Origin of the sequence: Bombilactobacillus mellis (genome assembly GCF_000967245.1) — a bacterium.
GTDB lineage: Bacteria > Bacillota > Bacilli > Lactobacillales > Lactobacillaceae > Bombilactobacillus > Bombilactobacillus mellis.
Genome location: NZ_KQ033878.1, coordinates 585,554 through 612,540, shown reverse-complemented (window position 1 = coordinate 612,540; position 26,987 = coordinate 585,554). Strand labels below are relative to the sequence as shown.

Annotated in this window: 23 protein-coding genes; 18 read left to right on the top strand and 5 right to left on the bottom strand. The window is 35.7% G+C overall.

What is annotated here, in order from left to right:
• Positions 1–13: 13 nt before the first annotated feature.
• From nrdD to JG29_RS07055, 3 genes are all read left to right on the top strand, one after another.
• Positions 14–2,188: an anaerobic ribonucleoside-triphosphate reductase gene (nrdD, locus tag JG29_RS07065; RefSeq protein ID WP_045923246.1), complete on the top strand. Its 2,175-nt coding sequence runs from the start codon at positions 14–16 to the stop codon at positions 2,186–2,188.
• Positions 2,181–2,768 (top strand): anaerobic ribonucleoside-triphosphate reductase activating protein, encoded by a 588-nt coding sequence (nrdG, locus tag JG29_RS07060; RefSeq protein ID WP_045923245.1) that lies wholly within the window; start codon positions 2,181–2,183, stop codon positions 2,766–2,768. Before nrdD ends, nrdG begins: the two co-directional genes overlap by 8 nt.
• 209 nt (positions 2,769–2,977) lie before the next feature.
• On the top strand, positions 2,978–3,763 hold the full coding sequence (locus tag JG29_RS07055; protein ID WP_045923244.1) for a glucose-1-dehydrogenase: 786 nt from the start codon (positions 2,978–2,980) through the stop codon (positions 3,761–3,763).
• A gap of 35 nt (positions 3,764–3,798) precedes the next feature.
• On the opposite strand, the gene JG29_RS07050 is transcribed toward JG29_RS07055, so the two are convergent.
• Together JG29_RS07050 and JG29_RS07045 are read right to left on the bottom strand one after the other, a co-directional pair.
• The gene (locus JG29_RS07050) at positions 3,799–4,755 is read right to left on the bottom strand and encodes an FAD:protein FMN transferase (RefSeq protein ID WP_084232639.1); all 957 of its coding nucleotides are present in this window, start codon (positions 4,753–4,755) and stop codon (positions 3,799–3,801) included.
• Positions 4,755–5,411, bottom strand: coding sequence for a histidine phosphatase family protein (locus JG29_RS07045; protein ID WP_194239480.1), 657 nt, complete (start codon positions 5,409–5,411; stop codon positions 4,755–4,757). Before JG29_RS07045 ends, JG29_RS07050 begins: the two co-directional genes overlap by 1 nt.
• Before the next feature lie 151 nt (positions 5,412–5,562).
• Here JG29_RS07045 and JG29_RS07040 point away from each other — a divergent pair, with 151 nt between their 5' ends.
• The 3 genes from JG29_RS07040 (at position 5,563) to JG29_RS07030 (ending at position 9,487) form a co-directional block, all read left to right on the top strand.
• Positions 5,563–6,954 (top strand): class II fumarate hydratase, encoded by a 1,392-nt coding sequence (locus JG29_RS07040; RefSeq protein ID WP_045923243.1) that lies wholly within the window; start codon positions 5,563–5,565, stop codon positions 6,952–6,954.
• A 2-nt stretch (positions 6,955–6,956) separates the two neighbouring features.
• Entirely contained in the window at positions 6,957–8,354 is a 1,398-nt protein-coding gene (locus JG29_RS07035; RefSeq protein ID WP_045923242.1) for a flavocytochrome c, read from the top strand.
• Positions 8,355–8,470: 116 nt separating this feature from the next.
• Positions 8,471–9,487, top strand: coding sequence for a zinc-dependent alcohol dehydrogenase (locus tag JG29_RS07030; RefSeq protein WP_045923241.1), 1,017 nt, complete (start codon positions 8,471–8,473; stop codon positions 9,485–9,487).
• A gap of 424 nt (positions 9,488–9,911) precedes the next feature.
• On the opposite strand, the gene JG29_RS07025 is transcribed toward JG29_RS07030, so the two are convergent.
• Positions 9,912–10,817, bottom strand: coding sequence for a proline-specific peptidase family protein (locus tag JG29_RS07025; RefSeq protein WP_045923240.1), 906 nt, complete (start codon positions 10,815–10,817; stop codon positions 9,912–9,914).
• 171 nt (positions 10,818–10,988) lie between these two features.
• Here JG29_RS07025 and JG29_RS07020 point away from each other — a divergent pair, with 171 nt between their 5' ends.
• The 9 genes from JG29_RS07020 (at position 10,989) to JG29_RS06980 (ending at position 20,823) form a co-directional block, all read left to right on the top strand.
• Complete coding sequence (locus JG29_RS07020) at positions 10,989–11,378, top strand: GntR family transcriptional regulator (protein ID WP_045923239.1); 390 nt, start codon at positions 10,989–10,991, stop codon at positions 11,376–11,378.
• Positions 11,356–12,069, top strand: coding sequence for an ATP-binding cassette domain-containing protein (locus tag JG29_RS07015; RefSeq protein ID WP_045923238.1), 714 nt, complete (start codon positions 11,356–11,358; stop codon positions 12,067–12,069). Before JG29_RS07020 ends, JG29_RS07015 begins: the two co-directional genes overlap by 23 nt.
• Positions 12,062–12,844 (top strand): hypothetical protein, encoded by a 783-nt coding sequence (locus JG29_RS07010; RefSeq protein ID WP_045923237.1) that lies wholly within the window; start codon positions 12,062–12,064, stop codon positions 12,842–12,844. The genes JG29_RS07015 and JG29_RS07010 overlap by 8 nt, the downstream gene beginning before the upstream one ends.
• Positions 12,845–12,882: 38 nt before the next feature.
• Positions 12,883–13,653, top strand: coding sequence for a hypothetical protein (locus tag JG29_RS07005; protein WP_045923236.1), 771 nt, complete (start codon positions 12,883–12,885; stop codon positions 13,651–13,653).
• Between the two features lie 187 nt (positions 13,654–13,840).
• Positions 13,841–16,141 carry an RNA polymerase recycling motor HelD gene (gene helD, locus JG29_RS07000; RefSeq protein ID WP_045923235.1) on the top strand — a complete coding sequence of 767 codons (2,301 nt, stop codon included), beginning with the start codon at positions 13,841–13,843 and terminating at the stop codon, positions 16,139–16,141.
• 225 nt (positions 16,142–16,366) lie between these two features.
• The gene (locus JG29_RS06995) at positions 16,367–17,569 is read left to right on the top strand and encodes an MFS transporter (protein ID WP_045923234.1); all 1,203 of its coding nucleotides are present in this window, start codon (positions 16,367–16,369) and stop codon (positions 17,567–17,569) included.
• A 335-nt stretch (positions 17,570–17,904) separates the two neighbouring features.
• Positions 17,905–18,750 carry a 5-dehydro-4-deoxy-D-glucuronate isomerase gene (kduI, locus tag JG29_RS06990; protein WP_045923233.1) on the top strand — a complete coding sequence of 282 codons (846 nt, stop codon included), beginning with the start codon at positions 17,905–17,907 and terminating at the stop codon, positions 18,748–18,750.
• A gap of 25 nt (positions 18,751–18,775) precedes the next feature.
• On the top strand, positions 18,776–19,591 hold the full coding sequence (gene kduD / locus JG29_RS06985) for a 2-dehydro-3-deoxy-D-gluconate 5-dehydrogenase KduD (RefSeq protein ID WP_045923232.1): 816 nt from the start codon (positions 18,776–18,778) through the stop codon (positions 19,589–19,591).
• Between the two features lie 479 nt (positions 19,592–20,070).
• Positions 20,071–20,823, top strand: a complete 753-nt coding sequence (locus tag JG29_RS06980) for an IclR family transcriptional regulator (RefSeq protein ID WP_045923231.1) — start codon at positions 20,071–20,073, stop codon at positions 20,821–20,823.
• Here JG29_RS06980 and JG29_RS06975 read toward each other — a convergent pair whose 3' ends face one another.
• A complete protein-coding gene (locus tag JG29_RS06975) occupies positions 20,824–21,798 on the bottom strand; it encodes an AraC family transcriptional regulator (RefSeq protein WP_045923230.1) in 975 nt (324 codons plus the stop codon). It abuts the gene before it with no gap.
• Positions 21,799–21,881: 83 nt separating this feature from the next.
• A complete protein-coding gene (locus JG29_RS06970; protein WP_045923229.1) occupies positions 21,882–23,003 on the bottom strand; it encodes an NAD(P)-dependent alcohol dehydrogenase in 1,122 nt (373 codons plus the stop codon).
• A gap of 926 nt (positions 23,004–23,929) precedes the next feature.
• On the opposite strand from JG29_RS06970, the gene JG29_RS06965 reads away from it, so the two are divergent.
• Genes JG29_RS06965 through rhaM form a run of 3 tightly spaced genes read left to right on the top strand, consistent with a single transcriptional unit; the run spans position 23,930 to position 26,985 of the window.
• Positions 23,930–25,186, top strand: coding sequence for an MFS transporter (locus tag JG29_RS06965; RefSeq protein WP_045923228.1), 1,257 nt, complete (start codon positions 23,930–23,932; stop codon positions 25,184–25,186).
• Positions 25,187–25,207: 21 nt separating this feature from the next.
• Positions 25,208–26,671: a rhamnulokinase gene (gene rhaB, locus JG29_RS06960; protein ID WP_045923227.1), complete on the top strand. Its 1,464-nt coding sequence runs from the start codon at positions 25,208–25,210 to the stop codon at positions 26,669–26,671.
• Entirely contained in the window at positions 26,668–26,985 is a 318-nt protein-coding gene (gene rhaM / locus JG29_RS06955) for an L-rhamnose mutarotase (RefSeq protein ID WP_045923226.1), read from the top strand. The genes rhaB and rhaM overlap by 4 nt, the downstream gene beginning before the upstream one ends.
• The last annotated feature ends 2 nt before the right edge of the window (positions 26,986–26,987 follow it).

Here is a 26,987-nt window from a genome sequence, read left to right as displayed (position 1 = left end):
GGAGGACAGTTCAATGGAAAGCGTTACAACACTTCCACTAGCCCAGTTGCAAAATAAATTAAATATTAAAACTGTACTTAAGGCTGATGGAGAAAAGGTTCCTTTTTATGCTTATAAAATTTCTTTGGTGGTTAGTTTTTTAACAACAGATGCGGATTTACGACAAGAAATAACAGAACATATTTTTCAAAAATTGGCCGCCTTACCGCAAGTAGTAAAGAGTAGTACCATTCGCCAAATTTTCCAAACTGTCTTATTAAACTTACATCAGGAAGATTTAGTACAAAAGTATAATAATTACCGCAAGCAGGATGAGGCTCAATGGCAGCAAGCTATTGATCCGCAATTTAAACTGAAACAACTATTTAATCACAATGATGCAGTAGTTCATGAAAATGCTAATAAAGATAGTAATATTTTTAGTACGAGAAGAGATCTGACTGCCGGAATGGTAGGCAAATCCTTAGGTCTAACTCAAATGCCGCAAACGGTAGCAAAAGCACATTTGCGCGGAGATATTCATTTTCATGATTTAGACTATTCTCCTTTAACAGCTATGACCAATTGTTGCTTGATCGATTTTAAAGGTATGCTGGCAAAAGGATTTAAAATCGGCAACGCCGAGGTGGAACCACCTAAATCTATTCAAACAGCTACAGCACAAATGTCACAAATTATTGCCAACGTTGCTTCTAGTCAATATGGCGGCTGTTCTGCGGATCGCACAGATGAGTTGTTAGCACCTTATGCACAAATTAATTATCAAAAACATTTGGCTGATGCCCAAAAATGGGTTGTCCCCGCAAAACAAGAAGAATTTGCGCGTGCCAAAACTAAAAAAGACATTTACGATGCGATGCAGGCTTTGGAATATGAGGTTAATACTTTATTCTCTTCTAATGGTCAAACACCTTTTACGACAGTGGGCTTTGGCTTAGGAACTTCTTGGATTGAACGTGAGATTCAAAAAGCAATTTTGCAGGTGCGAATTAATGGATTAGGTAAACAGCATCGGACAGCAATTTTCCCTAAGCTTATTTTTACGTTAAAAAGAGGTCTCAATTTAAAACCGGGGGATCCTAATTATGATATTAAACAATTAGCCGTTGAATGTGCGACTAAAAGAATGTATCCGGACATTTTAATGTATGACAAAATCATTGAGCTAACCGGAAGTTTTAAAGCTCCCATGGGTTGTCGCAGCTTTTTACAAGGCTGGAAAGATGAAAATGGCAACGAGGTTAATAGTGGACGAATGAATTTGGGAGTAGTAACTATTAATTTGCCGCGGATTGCTCTGGAAGCTCAAGGTGATCAGGAAGTCTTTTGGCAAATTTTGGAAGATCGGACACTCCTAGCTAAAAAGGCACTTTTGTTTAGGATTAAGCGCTGTAAACAAGCTAAGCCGCAAAATGCTCCTATTCTGTATCAAAATGGGGCTTTTGGCAAAAGGCTCAAAAAAGATGAGGCTGTAGATGAATTATTTAAAAACGGCCGGGCAACAGTTTCTTTAGGATATATTGGTCTGTATGAGGTGGCGACAGCGTTTTATGGTCCTAAATGGGAGCATAATCAAACTGCCCATGATTTTACCGTCGAGATTGTAAAATACTTGCATGATAAGTGTGTGCTTTGGGAAAAAGAATTTGGTTACCATTTTAGTGTTTATTCGACTCCGGCAGAATCATTAACAGATACATTTTGTGAAGCCGATATTGCTAAATTCGGCAGGATTCCTGATATTACGGCGAAGGAATACTACACTAACAGTTTTCACTATGACGTGCGCAAGAATCCGACTCCCTTTGAAAAATTAGCTTTTGAAGAAGATTATCCGCAGTATGCTTCCGGGGGCTTTATTCATTATTGTGAATATCCCAACTTAAAGCAAAATCCTGCTGCCTTAGAAGCAGTCTGGGATTGGGCTTATGATCATGTAGGATATTTAGGTACGAATGCTTCGATCGATCATTGTTATAAGTGTGGTTTTGATGGAGAATTTAAACCGACAGCGAAGGGATTTGAATGTCCGCAGTGTGGAAATCGGGATCCGAAAACATGTGATGTAGTTAAGAGAACTTGCGGTTATTTAGGCAATCCTATGATTCGGCCGATGGTGCACGGGCGTCATCAGGAAATTGTTTCGCGGGTCAAAAATATGAAATTGGGAGCTTTAAATAATGGCTAGAAACAAACGGGTGTTACTTCCGAAAAATCCTCGTCCTCAAGAATGGTTGGCACAAGATCATAGTTTGCAATACATTGCTGACTATAAACCTTTTAATATGGTGGATGGCGAAGGTGTGCGCTGCAGTTTATATGTATCTGGTTGTTTATTTAATTGTCCAGGGTGTTACAATCGCGTGGCGCAGAATTTTCATTATGGGAAACCTTATACGCAGCAATTAGAAGATCAAATTATTCAAGACTTATCGCAGAGTTATGTTCAAGGTCTTACCTTGTTAGGTGGAGAACCTTTTTTAAATACACAGGTCTGTTTAAAATTGGTTCGGCGTGTACGTAAAGAATTCGGGCATGAGAAAGATATTTGGTCTTGGAGCGGCTATACTTGGGAAGAATTAATGCAGGAATCTGATGATAAATTGGCCTTATTAAATTATTTGGATATTTTGGTAGATGGCCGTTTTTTGGAAGCAAAGAAAGATTTGACTTTACAATTTCGCGGAAGTTCTAATCAGAGGATTATTGATGTTCCTAAATCTTTGGCCCAAAAGCAAGTAGTAATTTGGCCAAAATTAATCAAATAAATATTTTTAGATTAATTATTATAATCTTTAATCATGCAGTAAAAATCGATAACAAGCATATCTTGATGAATCACAGATATGCTTTTTTGATTGTTTCTAAAATTATTGATACTCCGAAATTAAGAAATTCAAGAAAAAAAGTACCAAGTCTTTAGAATAAATAATCAGCAGTATTTGTTATATAATTTCTCGTAAAGGGAGGGGAAATTATGTATTCAGATCTCAAAGATCAAGTTGCAGTAATCACAGGCAGTTCTCGCGGGATTGGCCGTGCGATTGCGGAACGTTTAGCTCAAGAACAGATGAAAGTAATTATCAATTATCATTCTAATCAACAGGAAGCCCAAGAAGTAGTAGAACAGATTGAACAACATGGCGGCCAGGCTGTAGCTGTTCAGGGAGACGTTTCTCAAGAAGATGATGTCCAAAATTTGTTACATACCGCTTTGCAAACTTTTGGTAAGTTGGACATTTGGATTAATAACGCTGGTGTGGAGAAATATATCCCTACTGAAAAGATGACGCTTGCTGAATGGCAAAAAGTTATTGATATTAATTTAAACGGGTTGTTTTTGGGTTCGATGACGGCCATTCGCTATTTTTTGCAGCATAATCAAATTGGAAATGTAATAAATGTGTCTTCTGTCCACGAACGCATTCCTTGGCCAGGCTTTACTAATTATGCTGTTTCTAAAAGCGGTGGCAAAATGTTTACGCAGACGATAGCACTGGAATATGCCAAAAGAAAAATCCGCGTTAATAGTATTGCTCCGGGAGCAATTAATACCCCAATTAATGCGGAAAAGTTAGCTGATGCGGCTAATCAAAAAGAAACAATTGCTTTAATACCAATGGAACGCATTGGTAAGCCGGAAGAAGTAGCAGCCGCTGCCGCTTGGTTGGCATCTAAGGAATCAAGTTATGTGACAGGAGCGACTATTTTTGTAGATGGCGGCATGACATTATATCCGGCTTTTGCCGAAGGAAAAGGTTAAAAAAATTCAGCTTTAAAGCTGAATTTTAGAAGTCGTTATTCGAGGATTTGATAGTGATCATCTAGTAAAGTTACCGCTGTGGGTGGTATTTTTTGCAAGATGATCTTTTTATTTTTTGTTACAAAAATAGCTCCGTAGATATTCGGATTAGTCTGGGCCCAAGCTTTAATGGGTTTTCCAGCAAAAAATAAACGTGTAGTTTCAATTTCACCATCAAGAGAATACTTAGAAAAAACAGTTACACTAGATAAATTATTAACATGCGGATAGCCGGTTTGCGGATTTAAAATATGATGATAGATATGACCGGAAACATTAAGCGTACGCTCGTAGATACCGCTAGTCACTGCAGAACAAGCAGGTAAATGTACAGTGGCTAACACTTGACCGCGAGGAGCCAGAGGATTTTGAATACCGATCGACCACTGATGATTGGCTCGTAAAGGTGAAGCTCCCATTAACAATAAATTACCGCCCAAATCAATAATGCCAGCCTTTTTACCTAAAGAATGCCAAAAATCTTGAATTCGATCAGCAATATATCCTTTCGCAATCGCACCTAAATCTAATTGCATTCCCGCTTTTTGTAAATAAATGGTTTCTTGTTCATCATTGAATTCACAGTTAAAAGGATTGGTAAGTCCAAGACGTGCTTGAATTTGTGCAGCAGTAGGAACATGGGCATTTTTAAAACCAATATTCCAGAGCTTTACTAAAGGACCGATAAAAGCATTAAAGCCAAAATTTTGCCGGCTAAGTAAAATGGCCTGTTTAACTAATGCATAAGTGGCATCACTGACTTGAACCGGTTGTTTACCCGCTGCCTGATTAATGGTTACGATCTCAGAATGAGGCCGATTAATGGTAAAAAGACTTTCATAATGTTGAATTAAGTTGTTTGCCTGTTCCAAATCTGACGCACATGGCTGGCCAAACAGGGTTAAATGAACGAGAGTTCCCAGTCCCTGATAAGTTTTGTGCAATTTTGGCATCAAATCAGTTCGTGAGCATAATCGGTAACGGTAGTGTGACCATTATCTCGGATTACCGTAGTAAGACTGGAATTGGCCGGACCTTGAGTTACCTTAAAGGAATTATCACCGTATTTCATAGCAATTGATTGAATAGTAGTACCATGACTAACGAGTAAAATTTTATCGCCTTCATGCGCAATATTGTCTAAATATTCGAAACCGGTGTCAATTCTGCGCCAATATTCAGCCGCATTTTCGGCATCATGAAACGGATCGGCTTCTTTCATATAATCCTTGGCTTGATCTAAACCGACTTTTTCCGCCGCTTCTTGAAAAGTTTTTAAACCATGAGGTTTCAAGGTCATATACCAAGCTTCCGGAGAAAACATCCCTTCAAAATAACCGTAAAATTCTTCGCGAAAATTAATTAATTTGGTAGGATGTAGTTGATCTTTATTAATATTCGCATTAGTGATAATTTCGCAAGTATCAATGGCCCGTCGGGCATCAGACGAAAAAGCGGCCGTAAAAGGAACATCTTTAAGCTTTTGTGCGGCTTGACGGGCTACTTCTTCTCCTTCAGGAGTTAAAGGGCTGTCTGACCAACCCTGCATTTTATTATAACGATTAAAAAAAGTTTGACCATGACGCAACAAATAAACTGTATATTTCATAATTAGCCTCCTAAAAATATAGTGCTTTCCTTTTATTTTAACAAATATTCCAATAATAAATATCACTAAATAAAAGTTATTTCTCTATTTGAGCTACTTAGTATTATTAAATATTGTTATTCTATAATAATAGTAACGGGAGGAATGTTTAATGAAGGGTTATCGCATAGAAGAAGATACTTTAGGACTGGTGAAAATTCCGCAAGAGGCTTTGTGGGGACCACAAACTGAACGCAGTCGCCAAAATTTTCCTACAGGTACCAAGATGCCTTTGGAAATTATTAAAATTTTGCTACAAATTAAAAAGGCCGCTGCCAGAGCCAATGGCAAGGAACAGCTGCTAGACTCAACCAAAGCCGATTTAATTGGGGCTGCTGTGGATCAATTATTGAGTTTAAATGATGAACAATTACGCCAACATTTTCCTTTGGTAGTTTATCAAACTGGGTCAGGTACTCAAACCAATATGAATGTGAACGAGGTAGTAGCTCATGTAGCTCAGCGAATTAATCCGAATATTACGATTTTGGCAAATGATGATGTTAATCAAGGACAAAGTTCCAATGATCTTTTTCCGACCGCTATGAATATTGCCGCTGCCTTAGAACTGCAAAAATTAATGCAGGCTTTACAGCATTTAATTGCCGAATTGCAGCCAAAACAAAAACAATATTGGCGGCTTGTAAAAATTGGCCGAACGCATTTGCAAGATGCTACGCCGTTAACCTTTGGGCAGGAAATAAGCGGCTGGATTAGTATGCTGGAACATGATTGGGAGTATTTACATGGTTTAGCTCCTACTATAAATGAGCTGGCTATTGGCGGCACGGCAGTTGGCACCGGGTTAAATGCTGCACCGCATTTGGCCGATCAGATTGCTGCGCAAATGAGTCAACTATATGACATAAAATTTACGGCTCATACTAATAAATTTGCCGCTTTGGCAGCTCATTCTGGGTTAAATGTCATCCATGGCGCTTTAAAAACCCTGGCCGCCGATTTAATGAAAATAGCTAACGATATTCGCTTTTTGAGTAGTGGCCCGCGGGCTGGCTATCATGAATTAAACATTCCTGCTAATGAACCCGGGTCTTCGATTATGCCGGGCAAAGTAAATCCGACCCAAGCAGAAGCTATTACTATGGCTGCAGTCAGAGTGATGGGGAATGATGTCGTTGTTAATTTAGCCGCCAGTCAAGGCAATTTTGAATTGAATGTTTATAAACCTGTTTTAATCAGTGCTTTTTTAGAATCCACGCAATTATTGCAGGGTACTATGATAAGTTTTGCAGATAAGATGATTGCAGGCATAACTATTAATTCAACCCGCATGCAGGAATTAGTAGCTAATTCTTTAATGACAGTAACGGCTTTAGCACCGCATATCGGCTATCATGAAAGTGCAAAAATTGCTCAAAAAGCCGAAAAGGAAGGACTGACTTTAAGAACAGCAGCTTTACAATCAGGTAAAATAACAGCAGAACAATTTGATCAGTGGGTAGATCCACTAAAAATGACCAATATTGATAAAAATAGGAGATAAAAATGACAACCCAAGCTGAATTTCAACCACAATCGTTAAAGCACTTAAAAGATTATTATGATGTTGTTATTATTGGTTCTGGTAGTAGTGGCTTAACAAGCGCTCTGCAAGCTTATGAACTGGGGATTAAGCCGGTTATCTTAGAAAAGATGTCTTCTTTAGGCGGGAATACCAAGCGCGCTTCTTCCGGGTTAAATGCAGCTGAAACTTATGTTCAACTCCAACATCAAGTGGTGGACAGTTATGAAGAATTTTACAATGATGTTTATCAGGGCGGCGGTTGTCAAAATAACCCGCAATTACTGCATTATTTTACAGAGCATAGTGCTTTAGCAATAGATTGGTTGTCAGCGCAAGGGATCTTTTTAGAGGATTTAACGATTACTGGGGGTATGAAAGTAAAACGGACACATCGCCCAGCCTCTTTAGCTCCCATTGGGAACTATTTAATTACTGGTCTGTTAAAACGAATGGCTCAATTTCAAATACCAATTTTTACTAATGTTACAGTAACTCAATTACTTCAAAAGCAAGGCCAAATTAAAGGGGTAAAGATTTTAAGTAATGCTCAAAGCCAAATTATTAATACTAATGCTGTTATTTTAGCAACCGGCGGTTTTGGAGCAAATACGGAAATGATTAAAAAATATTGTCCGAATTTAGCAGCCTTAAAAACGACTAATCAACAAGGAGCTCAAGGGGACGGGATTTTGTTGGCTCAGAAATTAGGGGCCCAATTGGTTGATATGGAGCAAATCCAAGTTCATCCAACTGTACAACAAGATGGGAAACATCCATATTTAATTGGAGAAGCTGTCCGCGGTGAAGGAGCAATATTGGTTGATAAGCAGGGCAGGCGCTTTGTTAATGAACTGCAAACCCGGCAAAACGTCACGACAGCTATTAACAATCTGCAGGAAAATGGGGCTACGTTAATTTTTGACCAAAATGTACGAAAGCGGGTACCGGCGATTGAATTCTATGATCAAGTTGGCCTGGTCAAAAGTGGTCAAAATTGGGCAGAGTTAGCTGCAAAAAATAAGTTTGATAATAAAACCTTGCAAGAAACTGTTCAAAGATGGAATCAAGCTGTACTTTGGCAGCAAGATCAACAATTTGGCCGCCAAACAGGAATGGAGCAGCCCTTAAACCAGGCGCCATATTATTCAATTCATGTGGCACCAGCGATTCATTACACGATGGGTGGTTTAGCTATTAATACGAAAACTCAAGTTTTACAAACAAATGGTCAAATTATTCCAGGACTATTTGCTGCTGGTGAAGTGACTGGCGGTTTACACGGAAATAATCGGATTGGTGGTAATTCAATTGCTGAAACCGTTGTTTTTGGCCGGCAAGCGGGTCAACAAGCCTTTAAGTATTTACAAAATTTAAAATAGGTTCAACTACACTGCTGAACAATTTTTTTATCATCCTTCTGATTGAATAGACTATTCAAGGCTCTCCTTGGCTTATGTTATACTAATATTGAAGTTTTAGTGAAGGAGTGAGCAAAATGTATGCAGCTATTTATCAAGGTATAAAAAATATTACTGTAGAAGATTTACCAAAACCTCGAGCGGCAAGCAATGATATTGTCGTTAAGATAATGCGTAATGGAATCTGCGGCTCGGATTTACATGCTTATAATTTGGGCGGCGATGAAATCGGTATTTATGCCGGATCAGCTATTGGTCATGAATTTGTAGGTATTGTTTCTGAAGTAGGCAGTAATGTGAAAGATATTCAAGTAAATGACCATGTCTTTATTAACCCGACGCAAGCTAAGAGTAAGCCGGGAATGCTGGCGATGGCGGGTGGTTTATCACAATATGATCTGGTAGAAAATGCTCAATTAGACTGGAATGTCTTTAAATTACCACAGGATCTGAGCTTTGACCGTGCAGTTGTGATTGAACCTTATGCCGTAGGAATTCATGGTAAGAATGTTGTTAGGCCGCACAAGGGACAATCTTTTGTCATTTATGGATCTGGACCAGTAGGTCTGGCCTGTGCTTCAGGTTTAGTACAGCAAGGCATAGATGATGTTTTAGTAGTAGATATAGATGATAAGCGTTTAGACTTTGCTAAAAAATTAGGAGTGAAAGTTGTTAATAGTCAAAAAGAAAATCTTTCACAAAAAATTACGGAGCTATTTGGTAGCGGTACAGGATTAATGGGTGATAAAAGACTAGGTGCAGATGTTTATATCGATTGTGTAGGTCTGCCAGCGTATATGAATGCATTTGTAGAACAAGCCAAATTTGGTGCTAAATTCGTAATTGTAGCTTTGGGAAATCAACCAGTAACCTTTAAACCACAATCTTTGGCAATGAATGAGACGAGCTTTCTAGGTTCAGCTATTTATACTCCCAAAGATATTAAAGAAGCTATCGCCAATGTATCTAAACCTGATAATTCATTTCCGGAAATTGTATCAGTTCATTATCCTCTGCAAGACGTACAGCAGGCTTTTGAACGTGCAAATAATGACAAATCAGTAATCAAAGTAGTTATTGATGTTAATAACTAAAAGAATAATCCTAATAAAAAAGCGCCTCTTAAAGAGACGCTTTTTTATTTTATTGAGCAGTTGCAAAACTGTTCAAATTGAATAATGATTTTTAGCTGTAAAGAACAATAATTAAAATACAAAGTAGAGTGTATAGATGAGTGTCCCAGTAACCAAACAAAGTATCATGTTCACGCTTAAATAATCCTGCAGCATTGAAATCACCTATTGTACGCAGGGCAAAAACTAGGATTGCAAATTATAATTAAAATTTAACCAGTCCATGCCAGACATTAAAAAAGTTCCACCATAACAGAGTCACTAATACCAAAATTTAGCTACAACAAGGTAATATTCTGCCAAATTGGTGTTAATAAATTATGCTTTTTTCAATGATTGCTTACTAAAGGACTCAAAAGAGCTGATTAGTTTCTAAATAAAAAAATTAATCGTTAAAATTGCCTTCTTCAACATCACGAATAAACTTTTTTAAATGCGCAAAATAAACTGGAGCGTTATCAATCATATGATGATGGCCACCATTAGGAGTAGTTTCTAGACGTGCATGAGGAATTTCTTGTTGCATAATTTTTGCAGTAGTCAATGGCATTGTTTCATGTTCGCCAAAAGTCAATAAAGTAGGAACCTTAATTTCATGGAGATGTTGACGAAAATGCCAATCTTTTAATTTACCCGTAATTACGAATTCATTATCACCCTGAAAAACGTTATAAACGTCAGTAGCCATGGTAGACACTAGGTGCCGAATAGCTTCGGGTTGTTTACGATCAACGTATTCAGCATTTAAAATGTCGACATAACTTTGATAAGTTGGATCATCTAAGTTATTTTCTTGTTCTATTTTTTGCATGTAATGGACTTTGTCAGCTCCAAGAGTTTGTAAACGACATTGATTGACGTTGGTGACATATTCATCAATTTCATCTACCATGCTGGAAATAATAGCGCCTTTAAGATGTTGGCCGTATTTAACAGCATACATCTGAACGAGCAAACCGCCCCATGATTGACCAATGAGGTAAAAATTATCTAATCCGAGTTTTTGTCGAACCTCTTCGACTTCTTCCAAAAAATAATCATAAGTTAGATATTTAGCTGCAATTTGCGGATCACTATAATCGGGTTGATCAGAATAAAAAGAACCTAATTGATCATACATGGAGACTTGCACACCTAAGTCTGCTAATTCATCCCCAAAATTTTCCCAATATTCATGAGTACCTCCCGGTCCACCATGAAGACAAAGTAATTTAATATCTCCGTGACCAACGGTTCTTGTCCATAAATGATAGCCATTATCTAGAGTAATAATTGTTGTTCCTTGTTTCATATTTTCACTCTTTTCTTGTTTTATCTATCATATCAAAAATGAGAAGGAGTTAATAGTAAAAGAAGACAGCGGACAATTTTTTAATGATTTTTGCTTAAAAGCAGATTTTCACTTGGCAAATTACTTTTATAGTGTTATAGTTCAATAGTACAGAGTGTAGGGAGGGAGATTATGAAATTTAAAGATAACGTTCCTATCTATTTGCAAATCAAGAGTTTGATTAATCAGCAGATTATTGCCGGCAAATATACCTTAGGAGCTAAATTACCATCTGTTCGGGATTTGTCTGTCCAATTAGAAGTGAATATTAATACGATTCAAAAAGCGATTAATGAATTAGTGCAAGAAGGGGTAGTTGTTACCAAACGCGGATTAGGTAATTTTGTGACCGAAAATTTACAGATAGTTGATGAATTAAAAGAGCAGTTAATTAATCAAACAATTGGTGATATGTATGAATCTTTGACAGCGATGGGCTTAGATCAGGGTGAGATTTTTTATTATTTAAAAATATATTTAGCAGAGAGGATGAAAAAAAATGACAACTCTAGTGAAAATTAATAATTTAAATTACCGCAAAAATAATAAGACTATTCTCCATGATGTTAACTTAACGTTAACTACGGGCCATTTTATTGGTTTAGCTGGAGCTAACGGGGCAGGTAAAACTACTTTAATGCGCCTCATAGCCGGGGTGGCTAAAAATTATCAAGGTGAAATTACGATTGCTGCTTCTAGCGATGAGGTGATGAAAAAAGCTGCTGTTAGTTATTCTGATGAGTTATTAGGCTTTAATAATCAAACTAGTATCGAAGACATTGTTTATTTTTATCAGACAGTTTATCCGGATTTTTCTCAAACCCGTTATCAAGAATTAGCGAAATTTTTGAAATTGCAGAATAAGGATCGTTTAGCAGTATTATCTAAAGGGACTAAAGAACGTTTAATTATTGCTCTTACTTTGGCACGACAGGTTTCTTTATATTTATTGGATGAACCCTTTAGTGGAATTGATGTCATGAGCCGGAAACAAATTATTCAAGGAATGCTCAATTGGGTTTCTGAAAAAGCAACAGTGATGATTAGCAGTCATCATTTAGAAGAAATTGCCAATGTTTTAGATGAATTAGTTATTATTAAAGGACAAACTATTTTAGAGCATCGTTCTACAGAAGATATTTTAGAGCAGGAACATCTCTCCATTGAAAATTATTTCGAAAGCCTGTATAAGGGAGACGAGGATTATGACTAGCTTTGCTGCTTTGTTCAAAGTGACTACTCAAAATCGGCTGCGGTTACTTAACAAGTTATTATTAATTAACTTAATGGTAATATTCATTTCTTTTCTACTTACTCTATTTTCTCAAAGGATTCGACCATATTGGTCTTTGAGTTTATTTTTTAATATTCTTTTTTGGATAGCGGTGTTTGAAATTGTGGTTTTGGTGGCGATTATTGTTTCTTCACGTAATTGTTTAAGAAGTAACAGATTCCGTTTGATTCCAATTTCTGATATTAAATTGTATTTGGCCGATTTAAGCAGTTCTGTTATTGGAGTTGTTTATGCTTCTTTTTGCCAATGGGTGGCAGTAATACTTTCTATTATTATCTTGTGGTTAGGTTTTCCTCATAATAAGGTTGGCGCTGATTTTCGATCCGGTTTCTGGTTAGGATTTAAAAAAGGTTCTGCTTATTCGGGGGGATTGAGTAGTACTTTGCTTTCTATTTTAGCAATGATTTTAATTATTTTATTAGTACATTTAGTTGATTTTTTGAGCACGACCCTTCTTAATTATGTGCCGGGTGGGGCTCAAAAGATGGTCAAGCTAGTAGTTTATGTGGTTGTTATTATGTTAGTCGTTTATGTGATTTTTAATATTGTACGAATTTTGTATTCACTATATCAGGGGAATTTTCTTCAGCAAGCACCCTCGTTTTGGATGACTGACGGTCTAATGGTAATTTTTATAGTCATAATTGGAAGCATCAATCTTGGTTTACTGCCAAAAGTTGAAACCACTCGTTGAGCCAATCCTAAATGTGACTAAAACAGGAGGAACAAAAAATGACTAAATTATCCCAAGTATTAAAAGTAACTTTAAGAGAACAGTTACGAATGCTGACGAAAACTTTTTTATTTTATTTATTAGTAGTTCTTGTATCTTTTATATTAAGTATGTTTTCTGGAGCTGCCCGGAAAGTTTGGCCAGCAAGTTTATTGGCAAATATTGCAGGCTGGTCTGCTTTATTTATGATTGTTTATTTTATTCGTTTGGCATTATCATCCAAAAATTTTATGAAAAGCAATCGTTTCCGCTTGATACCAGTTGCTACTAGTAAGTTATATATTGCTAATCTATTAACTATTTTACTAGGTTCCATTTATGTAGAAGTAATTCATTTTATTTTACTGATGTTAAGTTTAGTAGTAGCCTTTTTTGTAATTCCCGGAGCAGTAATTAACGGCTTTGATTATCGAGTATTATTGAATGGAGATTTTATTAGTGGGAGCAGCGGTAGTTTATTGCTCGGTTTGTTGTCTCCAATTTTGATAATTATCTTATTTCATTTAATAGATTTTACCAGTTCATTAATTTTAAACTACATTCCTGGAGGTGCTCAAAAATTAGTCAAAGTCATTATTTATATTTTAGTTATGGTTATAGCTGTTTATGTCATTTCCGATATCGTTAATTTAATATATTTGATGTTTGCGGGGAATTTTTTAAATGATCTGAATTTAATTTGGATTAATATGACTTTAGTAGGACTAGGATTAATTATTTTTAGCGGGATTAACATTATGTTACTAAAAAAAGTAGAAACTGTTTTCTAAGGTTAATGCAATTTATCTTAAAAAGCTGGGAGTGTCTTTCTTAGCTTTTTTATTAGGCCTAAATTTTTTCCAAAGGGCAAAGATATCTGAATAACTAAATTACTTTTATTTGCTTATTACTATTATTTACTCTTGAGCTATGCTAAAATATTTCGTTAATATTGGAGAAGAGCCCGGAGTGATATTTATGGTAGAAAATAATAAAGAGCAAGAGCAACAACATTTAGATACTATTATTAAGCAAATTAGTCAAGCTAAGCAAAAATTACAACGTAGTATACAGAATGCTCAGGCCGATATTGCCGATATTAATCGTACCTTTGGTGATGATGTTCATATTGGTGTAGGAGACGATTCGATTTCCATGGCGGGAGCCTTATCGATTCATCAACAACAACAAATGTTGGCAGAACGTAACAACGCTTGGCAGCGATCACGTCAGCAGCTGAGTGTCTTACAAAAACTAGAAAAAAATCCCTATTTTGCCCGTATTGATTTTCGAGAATTGCCCAGTGGTAAACCGGAAACTATTTATATTGGTTTAGCTTCCTTTACCGATTCTCAAAATCATTTTTTAATTTATGATTGGCGAGCACCAATTTCTTCGATTTATTATGATGGTAATCTGGGACGTGTTACTTATCAAACTCCTGATGGCGAGCAAGCAGTAGATGTCTTTTTAAAAAGGCAATTTATTATTGAAGCAGGTAAAATTGTTTCTTTATTTGACACGCAAGAAACAATTGGCGATCAAATGCTTTTGACGGCTTTGCAAAATAATGCCTCAACCAAAATGAAGGGCATTGTGACTACAATTCAGCGGGAACAAAATCAAATTATTCGTGATACTAATTCTGATTTATTATTTGTTCAGGGGGCTGCCGGATCCGGAAAAACTTCAGCAATTATGCAACGAATAGCCTATTTGCTTTACCGCTATCGTAAGAAATTGACTTCTAGTCAGGTATTGATGTTTTCACCTAATATGCTTTTTAATGATTATGTGAGCCAAGTATTGCCAGAAATGGGCGAGCAGAATATGGTGCAAATGACTTACTTACAATACGTAGCTCGACGTCTCCCGCAAGTGCAGGTGCAGAATTTGTATGAACAATTTACAGATCGGCAACAGCATAACTTCTCTGCTGTAACAAAATTAGTTAGTGATCTAGCTTTCTTTCAATTTGAAACTCATTATGCCCAGCGGTTAAATTCTGGTGGAGTTCATTTTCGAAATTTATACTTTCGGCACAAGGTTCTGATTTCACGCGACAAAATAGCGGAAATTTATTATGGCTTTGGGGCACAATATACGCTTTTAAACCGGATTGATGGCACTAGAGACGCCTTAATGAAAATTGTTCAGCGCAAGGTAAGTACTGAAATGCGTAAAAAGTGGGTACAAGAACAGATTCAGAATCTGAGTCCGGAAGAATTACAGCAACTGTATGATCGGCCGGATCAAGAATTTAAAAATGGCGATGAAGAAACCCGCTTTTTGGCGCGCAAGTTAGTATTACAGGCCTTTAAGCCGGTGGTCAAGCGGATTCGTCATAATAGTTTTATTAATAGCGCCGCCACTTATTATGAATTTTTGAAATTAGTCCCCAACTTATTAAATTTAGCAGATTACAAAATTACCCAAGTTGATTGGCAAGCATATGTGCAGCGGTTTGTTGATTACTGGAATCAAAAAAAGATTACTTTAGTTGATGTTTCACCGTATTTATACTTGTATGATTTAATAACCGGGCACCATGGTGATTTAACCATGAAATTTGTCTTTATTGATGAAATTCAAGATTATACTCCATTTCAATTAGCTTATTTACAATATAATTTCCCGCGAGCTCGTTATACAATGCTAGGAGATTTGAATCAGGCAATTTTGACACATGATAATTCACAAACTTTGCTCAAAGAGATTACTCATCTTTTTGCTCCTGAAAAAACGCGGGTGGTTCAATTAACTCATTCCTACCGCTCAACTAAACCTATAACTGAATTCACCAAAAACTTGTTGACCGTGGGAGAAAAAATCATTCCGTTTGACCGTCAAGGCGATTTACCGAATATCAAAGTAGCAGCTTCTGCTACAACCATGTTCCAAGAAACAACTGCACAGTTGCGGCAGAATCAGAAAGATCATTATGTTACCGCCATTATTACCAAAGATTTGGCCCAAGCGCAAAACTTAAGTCAAAGATTACGGCAACAAAAAGTTAATCTGACCTTAATTAGATCTGAAAATCAGCGTTTAGCTGCTGGGGATTTGGTCATTCCTGCTTATCTGGCTAAGGGACTGGAATTTGATGCCGTAATAATGTGGAATGCCACGGCAGGTGAGTTTCAACCTCAAGATCGACAGCTGCTTTATACGATCACTTCTCGAGCAATGCACCGTTTAACTATTGTGGCTAACCAAGAATTGGATCCGTTAATTGCTGCGGTTCCGCACAAGTTAGCTCAATGGGATTTTTGTAAATAAACAGATTAGACATTAATTAATAATGGATTTTTAAAATTATTCAGCTATTATTGTTTTTGATAGTAGAAACTATTATTATAATTATTGTGGAAAGTTTTAGCAGTTGGAGATTTATTAATATTCAAAAATAGTGACCCTTTTTAAGCATTTTGATTGCTTCAAGTGATTATTTTTTAGTAAAATTGTTATTTGTATTTATATTTTTGGAAGAAAGAGTGTTTTAGTGTGCGAAAAAAGAGTTACTGTTGGTTGGCTGCAGGGATTTTGTTGATTGCAGCCAATTTGCGTTTACCCATTACTATGATGCCACCGCTAATTCCGTGGTTAAAAAGTCAATTGGGTTTTCCTACTAATATGAGCGGTTTATTGACAACTATTCCTTTACTTATTTTTGCTTTATTATCACCGCTGATTGCTAGTTTTGGTGTTAAACATGGGAATACGCGTGTATTATTAGGATCTTTAATTTTTTTGGTAATAGGCAGTTATTTACGAATAATACCTAATAGCTGGCTCTTGTTGTTGGCTACTATGTTAGTCGGAATTGGTATTTCTGGGGGGAATGTTTTGTTACCAGCGGTTATTCAGGAATATTTTCCCCGTAAAACCGTGGTTTTAACCAGTTTATATACTTTTATGATGGGTTTTGTTGCTTCTTTAGGTACGGGAGCAGCAGCGCCAATAGCTCAGAAAGTGGGCTTAGGTTCTGCAATGGCTCTAATTTCTTTATTCGGAGTGATAGCACTTTTCGTGTGGTTCATAGCCATTCGTAGTGTACCGCAAGAAAATAATACTAAAAAAACTACCACTCATTCTGCTCGTGCAAGTAGTTTACTTAAATATCCTTTAACTTGGATGATTACTTTCTTTTTTGGCGCTCAATCGTTACTTTACTATTCACTTTTAACGTGGCTGCCGTCATTTTGGTCTGAAAGTGGATTCTCCACTACTACTAGCGGCCTGTTAGCTACTCTTTTTCAATTATGCGGAATGCCGTTATCCTTGTTAACACCAATAATTGCTCGAAAACGTTCAGGTATGTATTTTATTAGCTGCCTAATGGGTGGCGGTTTTAGTATCGGGATAATCGGTCTATTGCTATTTCAAAAGAATTTTATTGCTAATGTTTTGCTGGCTATTCTTTTAGGAGTGGCTTCAGGAGCTTCCTTTAGTATGTGTGTCGTTTATTTTCAAAGAAAAACTAGTTCAGTCATTGAAACTGCACAAATGTCCGGAATTGCCCAGTCTTGCGGTTATGTTTTAGCTGCCTGTGGTCCAGTTTTTAGTGGCATCATCAATGGTTGGACGCATTCGTGGGTTGGAATTTTTCTGGTATATACATTACTGGCGCTAATAATGGGGGTGGATGGTATTTGTATTGCCCGCCATCAACCACTAAATACGAGTATCGATGATCTGGATCGTTAATTAATAATATTTTGTGAATTAGCGAGATTTTTAATAAGAAATTGTTTTACAACTATAATGTCTTTGTAATTATTGATTTTTATAATTGATATTACAAAGGCATTATTTTTTTATTTAATATAGAAGATTAGTTTGAGGTATTGCTTTTTTCAGTAGGAATTGTGCCCTTGTTATCATTAAAGACTAATTAATTTTAAAGACAAACTTATCCCATGCTAACAACATTAAACAACAAAAGATATTTAAGAATTTCTTGAAATTTGTTCAAGGGGTATTAGTATTATATTATAAAAAAGAAATTATATTTCTTATATAGAAATTATGGAGGCAAAAAAATGGCGTTTAAAATGGAAACACGTTATGCACATAGTCCGGAAGATATTGCGCATTATGATACAGAAAAAATGCGGCAAGAATTTTTGATGGAGAAAATTTTTAATCCTGGTGATATTCTTTTAACTTATACTTATAATGATCGCATGATTTTTGGTGGGGTTACTCCAACGACAGAACCACTGGAAATTAAATTGAGTAAGGAATTAGGAGTGGATTATTTCTTACAACGTCGAGAGTTGGGTTTTATTAATATCGGTGGAAGCGGTTCAATCATGATTGATGGTGAAAAGGATAATATTGTTACTCATGATGGCTACTACATTAGTAAAGGCACTAAGGAATTGAAATTTGCCTCTGCTGATGCTAATAACCCCGCTAAATTTTATGTAGTTTCTACTCCGGCACATAAAACCTATCCTAATAAAAAGTTACCATTTGCTAATGCCTTGCAAAAAACTTTAGGTGATCAGGAGCATATGAATAAACGAACAATTTATAAGTATATTGATGCTTCTCAAATGGATACTTGCCAATTACAAATGGGGTATACAGTATTAGAGTCAGGATCCTCTTGGAATACAATGCCTGCTCATACTCATGCAAGAAGAATGGAAGCCTATATGTACTGTGAATTTAGTAATCCTGATACACGGGTGGTACATATTATGGGTAAACCTGATGCAACTAAGCATCTATTTTTAGAACCAGAGCAAGCTGTCGTTAATCCAAGTTGGTCGATTCATTGTGGAGTTGGAACTACCAATTATGCCTTCATTTGGGCTATGTGTGGTGAAAACCAAACCTATGATGATATGGATGAAATACCAATGCATGAATTGCGCTAATTTTTAATGGAAAAGGAGACTACTTATGGAACAGTCAGCGGAAGAAATTAAACAAAATGAAGCTGCGTTAGACAAATTTAAAATGGATTTTTTTGATTTGCATGGTAAAGCAGCTATTATCACAGGTGGTAATACCGGCTTAGGACAGGGTTATGCTGTCGCTTTAGCGGAAGCCGGAGCAGATCTTTTTATTCCTGCTCATAGTCGGCGAGGATGGGCTACTACTGGCTCGATGATTGAAAAGCGTGGTCAAAGAGTAGAGTTCATGCAAATTGATTTAACACAATCTGGGGCTGCTGATAAAGTGGTTCAAAAAGCGCTGGCAACCTTTGGTCATATCGATATCTTAATTAACAACGCGGGAATGATTCGTCGAAATCCATTATTAGAATCCAAAGATGAAGATTGGGAGGCCGTAATTAATATTAATCTGAATGCTGTCTATCATATGTCTATGGCAGCATCCAAGATTTTTGCTGAGCAAAAATCCGGCAAGATTATTAATATCGGTTCAATGCTTTCATTTCAAGGTGGTAAATTTATTCCGTCATATACCGCTTCTAAACATGGTGTTGCCGGACTAACTAAAGCCTTTGCTAGTGAAATGGGTGCTTATAATGTCCAAGTTAATGCTATTGCTCCTGGATATATTAAAACTGCCAATACTGCACCTATTCGCGCGGATAAAGCTCGTAATCAAGAAATACTAGATCGAATTCCTGCTGGCCATTGGGCAGAACCAGCAGAATTAATGGGAGTCGCAGTTTTTCTATCTAGTAAGGCAGCTGATTATGTTAATGGTCATGTTCTAGCAGTTGACGGTGGCTATTTAGTTAGATAATAAAGTGATAAATATTATTAATAAATTATTTTTAGTTAAGAAACATAGTGATTGTAAAAAATCCTCATAGTTTTCTTTTAGAAAGCGATCAAAAAAGATCAATTACTTTAAACTTGGAAAAACGTTATTCTGCGATTTTTATCAAATCACTAAAATAATTTTTATTATAACGGGATAAATGAAATGTGGTGCTAATTTAATAATTTTGAGTAATATCCTCGAAAGTATTAAAAATAATTGACTACTTAGACCTAATTAAATTCTTAGTTGGCATAAGATAATGCCTGATGATCTGTATAAGGAGGATATTTAAATAAGATTCGATAACAGAGTTGGAATAATGTTTATATCTTTTAATTGAGCTTGTACGACTTTATATCAAGATTATTATCCTCAGTTAATCAGGAATTTTTCTAATAATTGATTATATTATATAATCAATCATTAAATTAAAATAAATAAGGGAAACTAACATAGGTATGGAACATAAGTTATATGGTACTTCAATTCTAAAAGCTAAACAGATTATGGATTTATTAGCTGATTCCACAAATGGTTTATCTTTAAACGAGATTTCGAAAAAATTGGTAGTTTCCAAACCTACCATTTTAAAAATTTTAACTACTTTAACTTATATTAAATATGTGCGCAGAAATGAGGAAAATAAAAGATATTATTTAGGCACTGTTTTCATTAAATACGGAAATCAGACGTTAAATAGTTTTGATATTAGTAAGAGTGCTTACAAATATCTGGACCAGTTAAAAAATTTTACTAATGAAACAGTGAATCTAGGAATTGTAGATCATGATAAAATTTTTATTTTGCAAAAATTAAATGGTGATCAACCTATTAATTTTAATTCCCAAGTAGGAGATACCATGGAATTATATAGTTCAGCCATGGGCAAAGCCGCATTGGCAACTATGACAGCTGCTCAGCTAGATAAATATTTTTCTCGCAATAAATTATTATCTCTAACTAAATATACAATAACAAATATTGAACAATTAAAAGTTCAATTGCGGGATATTTGTAATAATGGCTATGCAATTGATAATCAAGAAAATCAAGAGGATGTTGTTTGTATTGGTGCAGCAATTGAAAAATATAATAAACTATTTGCTGCTTTTAGTGTAAGTACACCGCAATATCGGCTAAATGACAGCTTATTTAAGGATTTTATTAACCAGGTAATTTTGACCAAACAGCAGATTGAACAGGATTTATAGTTATAATTTTGGTAAATAGCGATCTCCGGGTAATTTGTTATAGTATTCTTTGTATTTTTTATAAAAGAAGCTTTTATTAGTAATACCGACGGTATCCATGATTGTTCTTACTGGTAAAGAAGTTGAAGTCAATAATTCATTGGCTTTAATAATACGTTCTTGAGTTTTGAGACTAGAAAAATTTTTCCCGGTCATTTTAGTAATTAAGTTACTGAGATAATTTTTATTATAGCCGTATTTATTAGCCAGGTCTGAAAGAGTAATGTTTTGATAATCTTGAGATATATCTTGAAGAATGTTAAAAATAAGTTTTTGTTTAGCATTAATAATTTTATGGGTTGGCATAGGATGATGACGGATAATCTTAATGAGTAGAATGTTCAGATATGATTCGACAACAGAATTGGAATAGCTGTTTTTTAAATAGTATTCTTCAATCATTTGATCCATAGTGATTTTAATATCTGAATTCTTATTTTTGGTAAAAATAATATAGTTTTGAGATAGGGGATTTCCTAATGACACATCGGCTAAAAATTGATAGGAAAGGCTATTACTTTTATGGATATCGTGAAGTAATTTAAAAGTAATATTCTTATTTGTGAATAAAACATTGATAAGAATATCTTGTTCATTTAGAGCAGAAATAGAATGTTTGGCTCCCGCATTCATTAAAAGAATATCACCAGCTTTTAATTGTATTTTAGCGCCATCAACAACTTGTTGGCAGGAACCTGAAAACATATAATTGATTTCTAAAAATTTTTGCCCGTGTAAAGGATAGGGGGCAAAGCGATTATGTTTACTGATATACACTGCTTGTTTGTCTAAAAAGTAATCTTCTTTAAGTATAGGTATTTTTTGTCGCTTATCCCAAGCAGCTGGAGGCATGTCGTTGATAAATTGATGGGTCTGCAGTTGTTTTTTTTCCAAATCATTTTTATGCATTAATAATGCAACTATTTTGGGATTCATAATTATTCACCAGCCTTTTAATAAAAAAATAGCTCTCTCGTTTATTTTAACAAACAAGAGGGCTATTTAGCTTATTAAATCCTTTATTTATTAGGCTTGTAATCCTTATCAATGATTAAAACAGGTTTGATAGTTTCACCTGATACGGAATCTGCATTTGCTTGATTTATGTCTTCAAAATCATAAAATTTTTCTGTTTTATCGAAATCAAACATTCCTAACTTGTAAAATTCTATTAAACGTGGAATATCAACTTGCGGAATGGAATCACCCATATTAACACCAATGATTTTTTTATCATCAACGCATAAGTCATTCCAAGTGGAGATTTGAATCAGTTGTGGAGTAACTGCAATAGCAGCACAAGTCCCACCTTGCGCCAGTGCTTGTACTGCATTTGTAATAACAGTTTTAACGCCAGTAGTATCTACCGTCCAATCAACACCATAACCATTAGTTAATTCTTTGATTTGAGCAACCGCATCTGCTTCTTTGCTGTTAATGGTATGTGTAGCACCTAATTCTTTAGCTAATTGTAAACGCTCGGGTACAATATCAACAGCAATAACCCTCGTACAACCAGAAATGCGTCCAGCCATCATAGCAGCTAGACCGACAGCGCCAGTACCGAAAACAGCAATGGTATCCCCGGGTTTAGGTTGCAAAGTATTAAAAACTGTACCTGAACCAGTAACGTAGCCACAACCTAAAGGTCCCACTTTACGTAAATCGATATCTGGATCAATTTTGACAGCATTCCGCTGGTCAACTACTGTAGTAGTAGTAAAAGATGATTGATTAAACATGTCTGATATATGCTGGCCATTTTCTTGGAAATGATCTTCCCCATCAGCACGAACACCGGAAAGATTGTAATCACCATAATGGCGACATTGAGTGGGGATGCCTCTTAAACATTTGTCACAAATTCCGTCAGCATAAAAAGATAAAATAACATGATCGCCTACTTGAAAATTAGAAACTTGTTCTCCCACTTTTTCTACAATGCCAGCACCTTCGTGTCCTAAAATAACTGGGTATCCTAAGTCGGCATCGCCTTTGCGGATAGCCTCATCAGAATGGCAAATTCCGCTGGCAACCATGTGAATCTGCAAATCGGTTGGGCCAACTTCATGTAAATCAATATTATCTTTGATAGTAAAATTAGCACCCATTTTTTCTACTACCGCAGCTTTAATCTTCATAACCTAGCATCTCCTATATTCTTGTAATCGATTTCCAGATTTAATTGTGATACTTTTCATTTGATAAATCAATAAGCCAATTTTAAATTATGTGATTTTGTTACTAAACTTCTGCAAACATGTTATTGTAAGCGCTATCTGACACAATGGTTCATAGATAAAAGTAATAATAATATTTTAGATTTTTAATTTCAGAATAAAGTATCTTTCTAGTTGTAATAATTGCTTTTTAGTTACAGGAAAAGTTATCTAAAAAGCGGCTAATGTTACCAAAAAGGATTTGACCGCCATAATTGATCTCTTAATTACGAATCTTACATATATATTTAAGTGATTCTACAAGAGAATTTTCCATCAAAGTAGGTGCGATGGAAAAAATATTAATAATAAAAGCTTTGGAAAAAGAGAATACTAATAGTTTGTTTGATTTTTGATGTTTATTAATGTACTTTATGAAAATTTATAATTTATCGATATTACTTCTTGCTACTTTCCGGTATGTTTAAGCAAATGGTCTAAGCCTTTATAGCCGATGTAATAGATTAACGCCCATTCTTTACAGTATTTTGCAAAGATGGAATCGTTTATGGCGTTAATTTCTTTGTACGAAATTAGCCCAAGCTTGAGGTGATGGTATTGGCAGTTATGTACTAACGTTGATCATCTATGCATCTTCCACGATTGTGTTGTCTGTCTTTTGCTGAGTAATTGCGGACTTGACTCTAATTTTGGGGTATCTTTTGAGTAAAAAAAGAAAATTTCTGAACCTGCTCAGTGACACCAAAAGATACTGATAATAAAGAATAAATAATGTGATTTTGTCACTCAACTAGTTAATCCTTGTTATTGTAAGCGCTACTAAAAATATGTTTCAATCAAGGTAAGAAATCGATTTCTTGAAAAATTAATCAAAGGATGTGTATTTAATGGATCAAGAATCACATGCATCAACTTGGGCTGTGTCTTTAACTAACTTCTTAGACTCCGGCTCAATCGTTGCTGGAGCTTCTGGTTTGACCTTATGGCAAAGACAATTTAACCTTAGCAGCTTTCAAGTAGGGCTTTTAGGTGCTCTTAGTGCAAATGCATTTGGATCGGCTATTGGAGCTATTTTTGGTGGTCATTTATCGGACAAATATGGCAGAAAAATGATTTATACCTACGACATGCTTTTATATATGTTAGGTACTATCATCGTAGTTTTTTCTGTTAATTTTCCTATGTTACTTTTAGGTTTTTTAGTTACAGGAATGGCAGTAGGTGCGGGTGTTCCGGCATCTTGGACTTATATTGGTGAAACTTCAGGTGATGAAAATCGCGCGCATGATATAGGAATATCGCAGTTTTCTTGGTCTATGGGCCCGGTAATTATTTTTGTAGCGGGAACCTTACTAGCACCGATGGGATTAATGGGCAGTAGAATACTCTTTGCTGTATTAACAGTGATAGCTTTTATTGCTTGGCTTTTACAACGAAAGTTACCAGAATCTCAGGATTGGCTTGATCAAAAAAGAAGAGAAAAATTAACTAATACTAAACCACATCCTTATCGTGATTTATTTTCTAGTAAAGTATCTATTTGGAGTTTGCTGTTTCTTTGTGGGGTATATGTTTTTTGGAACTTGGTTGCTGGAGCTATGGGTTTCTTTATGCCTTATGTTTATCAAACTGTCGGCGGACTTTCTAGTTTACAAGCTAATATGCTGCAAGCTGTATTATGGGGTTGCACGGCCCTTTCAGGATATTTTGGTTTTGCACTTTTCGGCGACAAAATTAATCAAAGATTTTTCTTCTTTCTTGGAGCAATCATGGCAGTCCTTGCCTGGATAATATTAACTTATATTGGTTTTGGTTGGGTAGCTTTATGGTCCTTTGTTATTATTTGGGGCTTATCAGCTGGTATAGGTGCTCAAGCTTGGTATGCTCTATGGGCGGTAGAGCTTTTTCCTACAAAATATCGTGCTGGAACACAAGGTATTATGTTTTTCATAGTTCGTGGTACAGCCGGTGTTTGGTCAATCATCTTCCCAATGATTTTAAGTAGTCTAGGCTTCAAAGTAGCTGGTACGGTAATGATCGTCCTTCTTCTGATTTCTCTATTAATCGGGGTAATTTGGACTCCACAAACTAGAGGGAAATCATTAAAACAAATTATTTCTGAACGATATGGATCAGAGCAATAGCTATTAAGGAGGTAGGTCTTTATGACTAACACCTATGTCGCGGTAGACATTGGAGCTTCCAGTGGGCGTTTAATGTTAGGCCAGCTACATGATGGGAAATTACAATTACAAGAAATGCATCGTTTCAAAAATGGTTTTGTCAAAAAAGATGGCCATGATCGTTGGCAAATTGATCATTTAATTGAAGAAATATTCAGGGGATTAGAAAAAATAAAACAAGCTGGTTATTCTAAAATTACTTTAGGCATTGATACTTGGGCTGTGGATTACGTTTTAGTAGGCCAGGATGGAAAAAAACTTCAGGATCCAATTTCTTATCGGGATGACCGTACTTCGAATTCGATTGCGAAACTAACCTCGGATTTACCTAAAGATTATATTTATAAGAAAACTGGTATTCAATTTTTAGATTTTAATACACTTTATCAATTGTTTGAAGAAGATAAGGAATTATTGGCTCAAACGTCGAAAATTATGATGATTCCTGATTATATCGGTTATGTGCTAACTGGTAAGGCAGTTACTGAAGTAACTAACGCCTCTACAACACAAATGTTAAATTTGCGTGAAGGCTTATTTGATCATGATTTATTAAAAAAGGTCAATGTTTATCCTGATCAATTTCCTAAATTAGTGGATGCTGGTACAGTTTTAGGCAATTTATCAACTTCTTGGTATCAAAAATATGATTTACCACAGACAGAGGTCATTACCGTAGCCACCCATGACACAGCTTCAGCTGTGGTGGGAACGCCAGGAATTGGCCAGCATTGGGCTTATTTAAGTTCTGGAACTTGGTCCTTATTAGGAAGCGAGTTAAATGTACCGGAAAATGGCATAGAAGCTTACCGTCATAATTATACGAACGAATGGGGGGCCTATGGGACTTACCGGTTCTTAAAAAATATTATGGGGCTGTGGATTATTCAAAATGTACAAAAAGAATTACCACAAGCTTATAGTTTTGCCGAATTAGTAACTCTGGCGCAAAAAGAAAAACCATTTCAGCAATATATTGATGTCAATGATTCCCGTTTTACGAATCCTGCTAACGGTATGATTAAGGAATTGCAAAGCTACTGTCAAGAAACACAGCAAACAGTTCCACAAACACCCGGTGAGTTGGCAATGGCTGTTTATAGCAATTTATCACTTTATTATGCTAATGAGTTGGAAATATTAGGTGATATTTTAGGATATCCCTTGGATTCTTTGAATATTGTTGGTGGCGGTTCCAATGTTGACTTAATGAATCAATTAACGGCAACACTAGCACAAATAGACGTTTATGCGGGTCCTAGTGAGGCTACTGCTATTGGTAATTTAATTGTTCAAATGATTACTCAAGGGGACATTTTAAATGTTTATCTAGCGCGACGATTGATAATTGATTCTTTTAATATCAAGAAATTTACTCCTAAATCGAATAATTATTCTGAGCAATTTGACCAGTACAAACGTTTTTTGAAGGAGGTGAAATCATGACTGTCAGAATGGCACAATTAATGCATGTTTATCCTGATCAGTATGAAGAATACGAACGGCGGCATAATAACCTGTTTCCTGAGATGAGGCAAGCTCTAAAAGAGGCTGGAGCACATAACTATTCAATATATCTAGATAAAAGAACGGGAAATTTGTTTGCTTATTTAGAAGTAGATGATGTAGATAAATATAATGAAATTTCACAAACTCCGGCCTGCAAAAAATGGTGGGAATATATGGAACCATTAATGGATACTAACCCGGATAATAGTCCAGTAACCATTGATTTACACGAAGTATTTCATTTAGATTAAAG

Excerpts from the sequence above, each read along its gene's own strand:
- nrdD (WP_045923246.1), top strand. The coding sequence starts at position 14 with ATGGAAAGCGTTACAACACTTCCACTAGCCCAGTTGCAAAATAAATTA.
- nrdG (WP_045923245.1), top strand. The coding sequence starts at position 2,181 with ATGGCTAGAAACAAACGGGTGTTACTTCCGAAAAATCCTCGTCCTCAA.
- JG29_RS07055 (WP_045923244.1), top strand. The coding sequence starts at position 2,978 with ATGTATTCAGATCTCAAAGATCAAGTTGCAGTAATCACAGGCAGTTCT.
- JG29_RS07050 (WP_084232639.1), bottom strand. The coding sequence starts at position 4,755 with ATGCCAAAATTGCACAAAACTTATCAGGGACTGGGAACTCTCGTTCAT.
- JG29_RS07045 (WP_194239480.1), bottom strand. The coding sequence starts at position 5,411 with ATGAAATATACAGTTTATTTGTTGCGTCATGGTCAAACTTTTTTTAAT.
- JG29_RS07040 (WP_045923243.1), top strand. The coding sequence starts at position 5,563 with ATGAAGGGTTATCGCATAGAAGAAGATACTTTAGGACTGGTGAAAATT.
- JG29_RS07035 (WP_045923242.1), top strand. The coding sequence starts at position 6,957 with ATGACAACCCAAGCTGAATTTCAACCACAATCGTTAAAGCACTTAAAA.
- JG29_RS07030 (WP_045923241.1), top strand. The coding sequence starts at position 8,471 with ATGTATGCAGCTATTTATCAAGGTATAAAAAATATTACTGTAGAAGAT.
- JG29_RS07025 (WP_045923240.1), bottom strand. The coding sequence starts at position 10,817 with ATGAAACAAGGAACAACAATTATTACTCTAGATAATGGCTATCATTTA.
- JG29_RS07020 (WP_045923239.1), top strand. The coding sequence starts at position 10,989 with ATGAAATTTAAAGATAACGTTCCTATCTATTTGCAAATCAAGAGTTTG.
- JG29_RS07015 (WP_045923238.1), top strand. The coding sequence starts at position 11,356 with ATGACAACTCTAGTGAAAATTAATAATTTAAATTACCGCAAAAATAAT.
- JG29_RS07010 (WP_045923237.1), top strand. The coding sequence starts at position 12,062 with ATGACTAGCTTTGCTGCTTTGTTCAAAGTGACTACTCAAAATCGGCTG.
- JG29_RS07005 (WP_045923236.1), top strand. The coding sequence starts at position 12,883 with ATGACTAAATTATCCCAAGTATTAAAAGTAACTTTAAGAGAACAGTTA.
- helD (WP_045923235.1), top strand. The coding sequence starts at position 13,841 with ATGGTAGAAAATAATAAAGAGCAAGAGCAACAACATTTAGATACTATT.
- kduI (WP_045923233.1), top strand. The coding sequence starts at position 17,905 with ATGGCGTTTAAAATGGAAACACGTTATGCACATAGTCCGGAAGATATT.
- kduD (WP_045923232.1), top strand. The coding sequence starts at position 18,776 with ATGGAACAGTCAGCGGAAGAAATTAAACAAAATGAAGCTGCGTTAGAC.
- JG29_RS06980 (WP_045923231.1), top strand. The coding sequence starts at position 20,071 with ATGGAACATAAGTTATATGGTACTTCAATTCTAAAAGCTAAACAGATT.
- JG29_RS06975 (WP_045923230.1), bottom strand. The coding sequence starts at position 21,798 with ATGAATCCCAAAATAGTTGCATTATTAATGCATAAAAATGATTTGGAA.
- JG29_RS06970 (WP_045923229.1), bottom strand. The coding sequence starts at position 23,003 with ATGAAGATTAAAGCTGCGGTAGTAGAAAAAATGGGTGCTAATTTTACT.
- JG29_RS06965 (WP_045923228.1), top strand. The coding sequence starts at position 23,930 with ATGGATCAAGAATCACATGCATCAACTTGGGCTGTGTCTTTAACTAAC.
- rhaB (WP_045923227.1), top strand. The coding sequence starts at position 25,208 with ATGACTAACACCTATGTCGCGGTAGACATTGGAGCTTCCAGTGGGCGT.
- rhaM (WP_045923226.1), top strand. The coding sequence starts at position 26,668 with ATGACTGTCAGAATGGCACAATTAATGCATGTTTATCCTGATCAGTAT.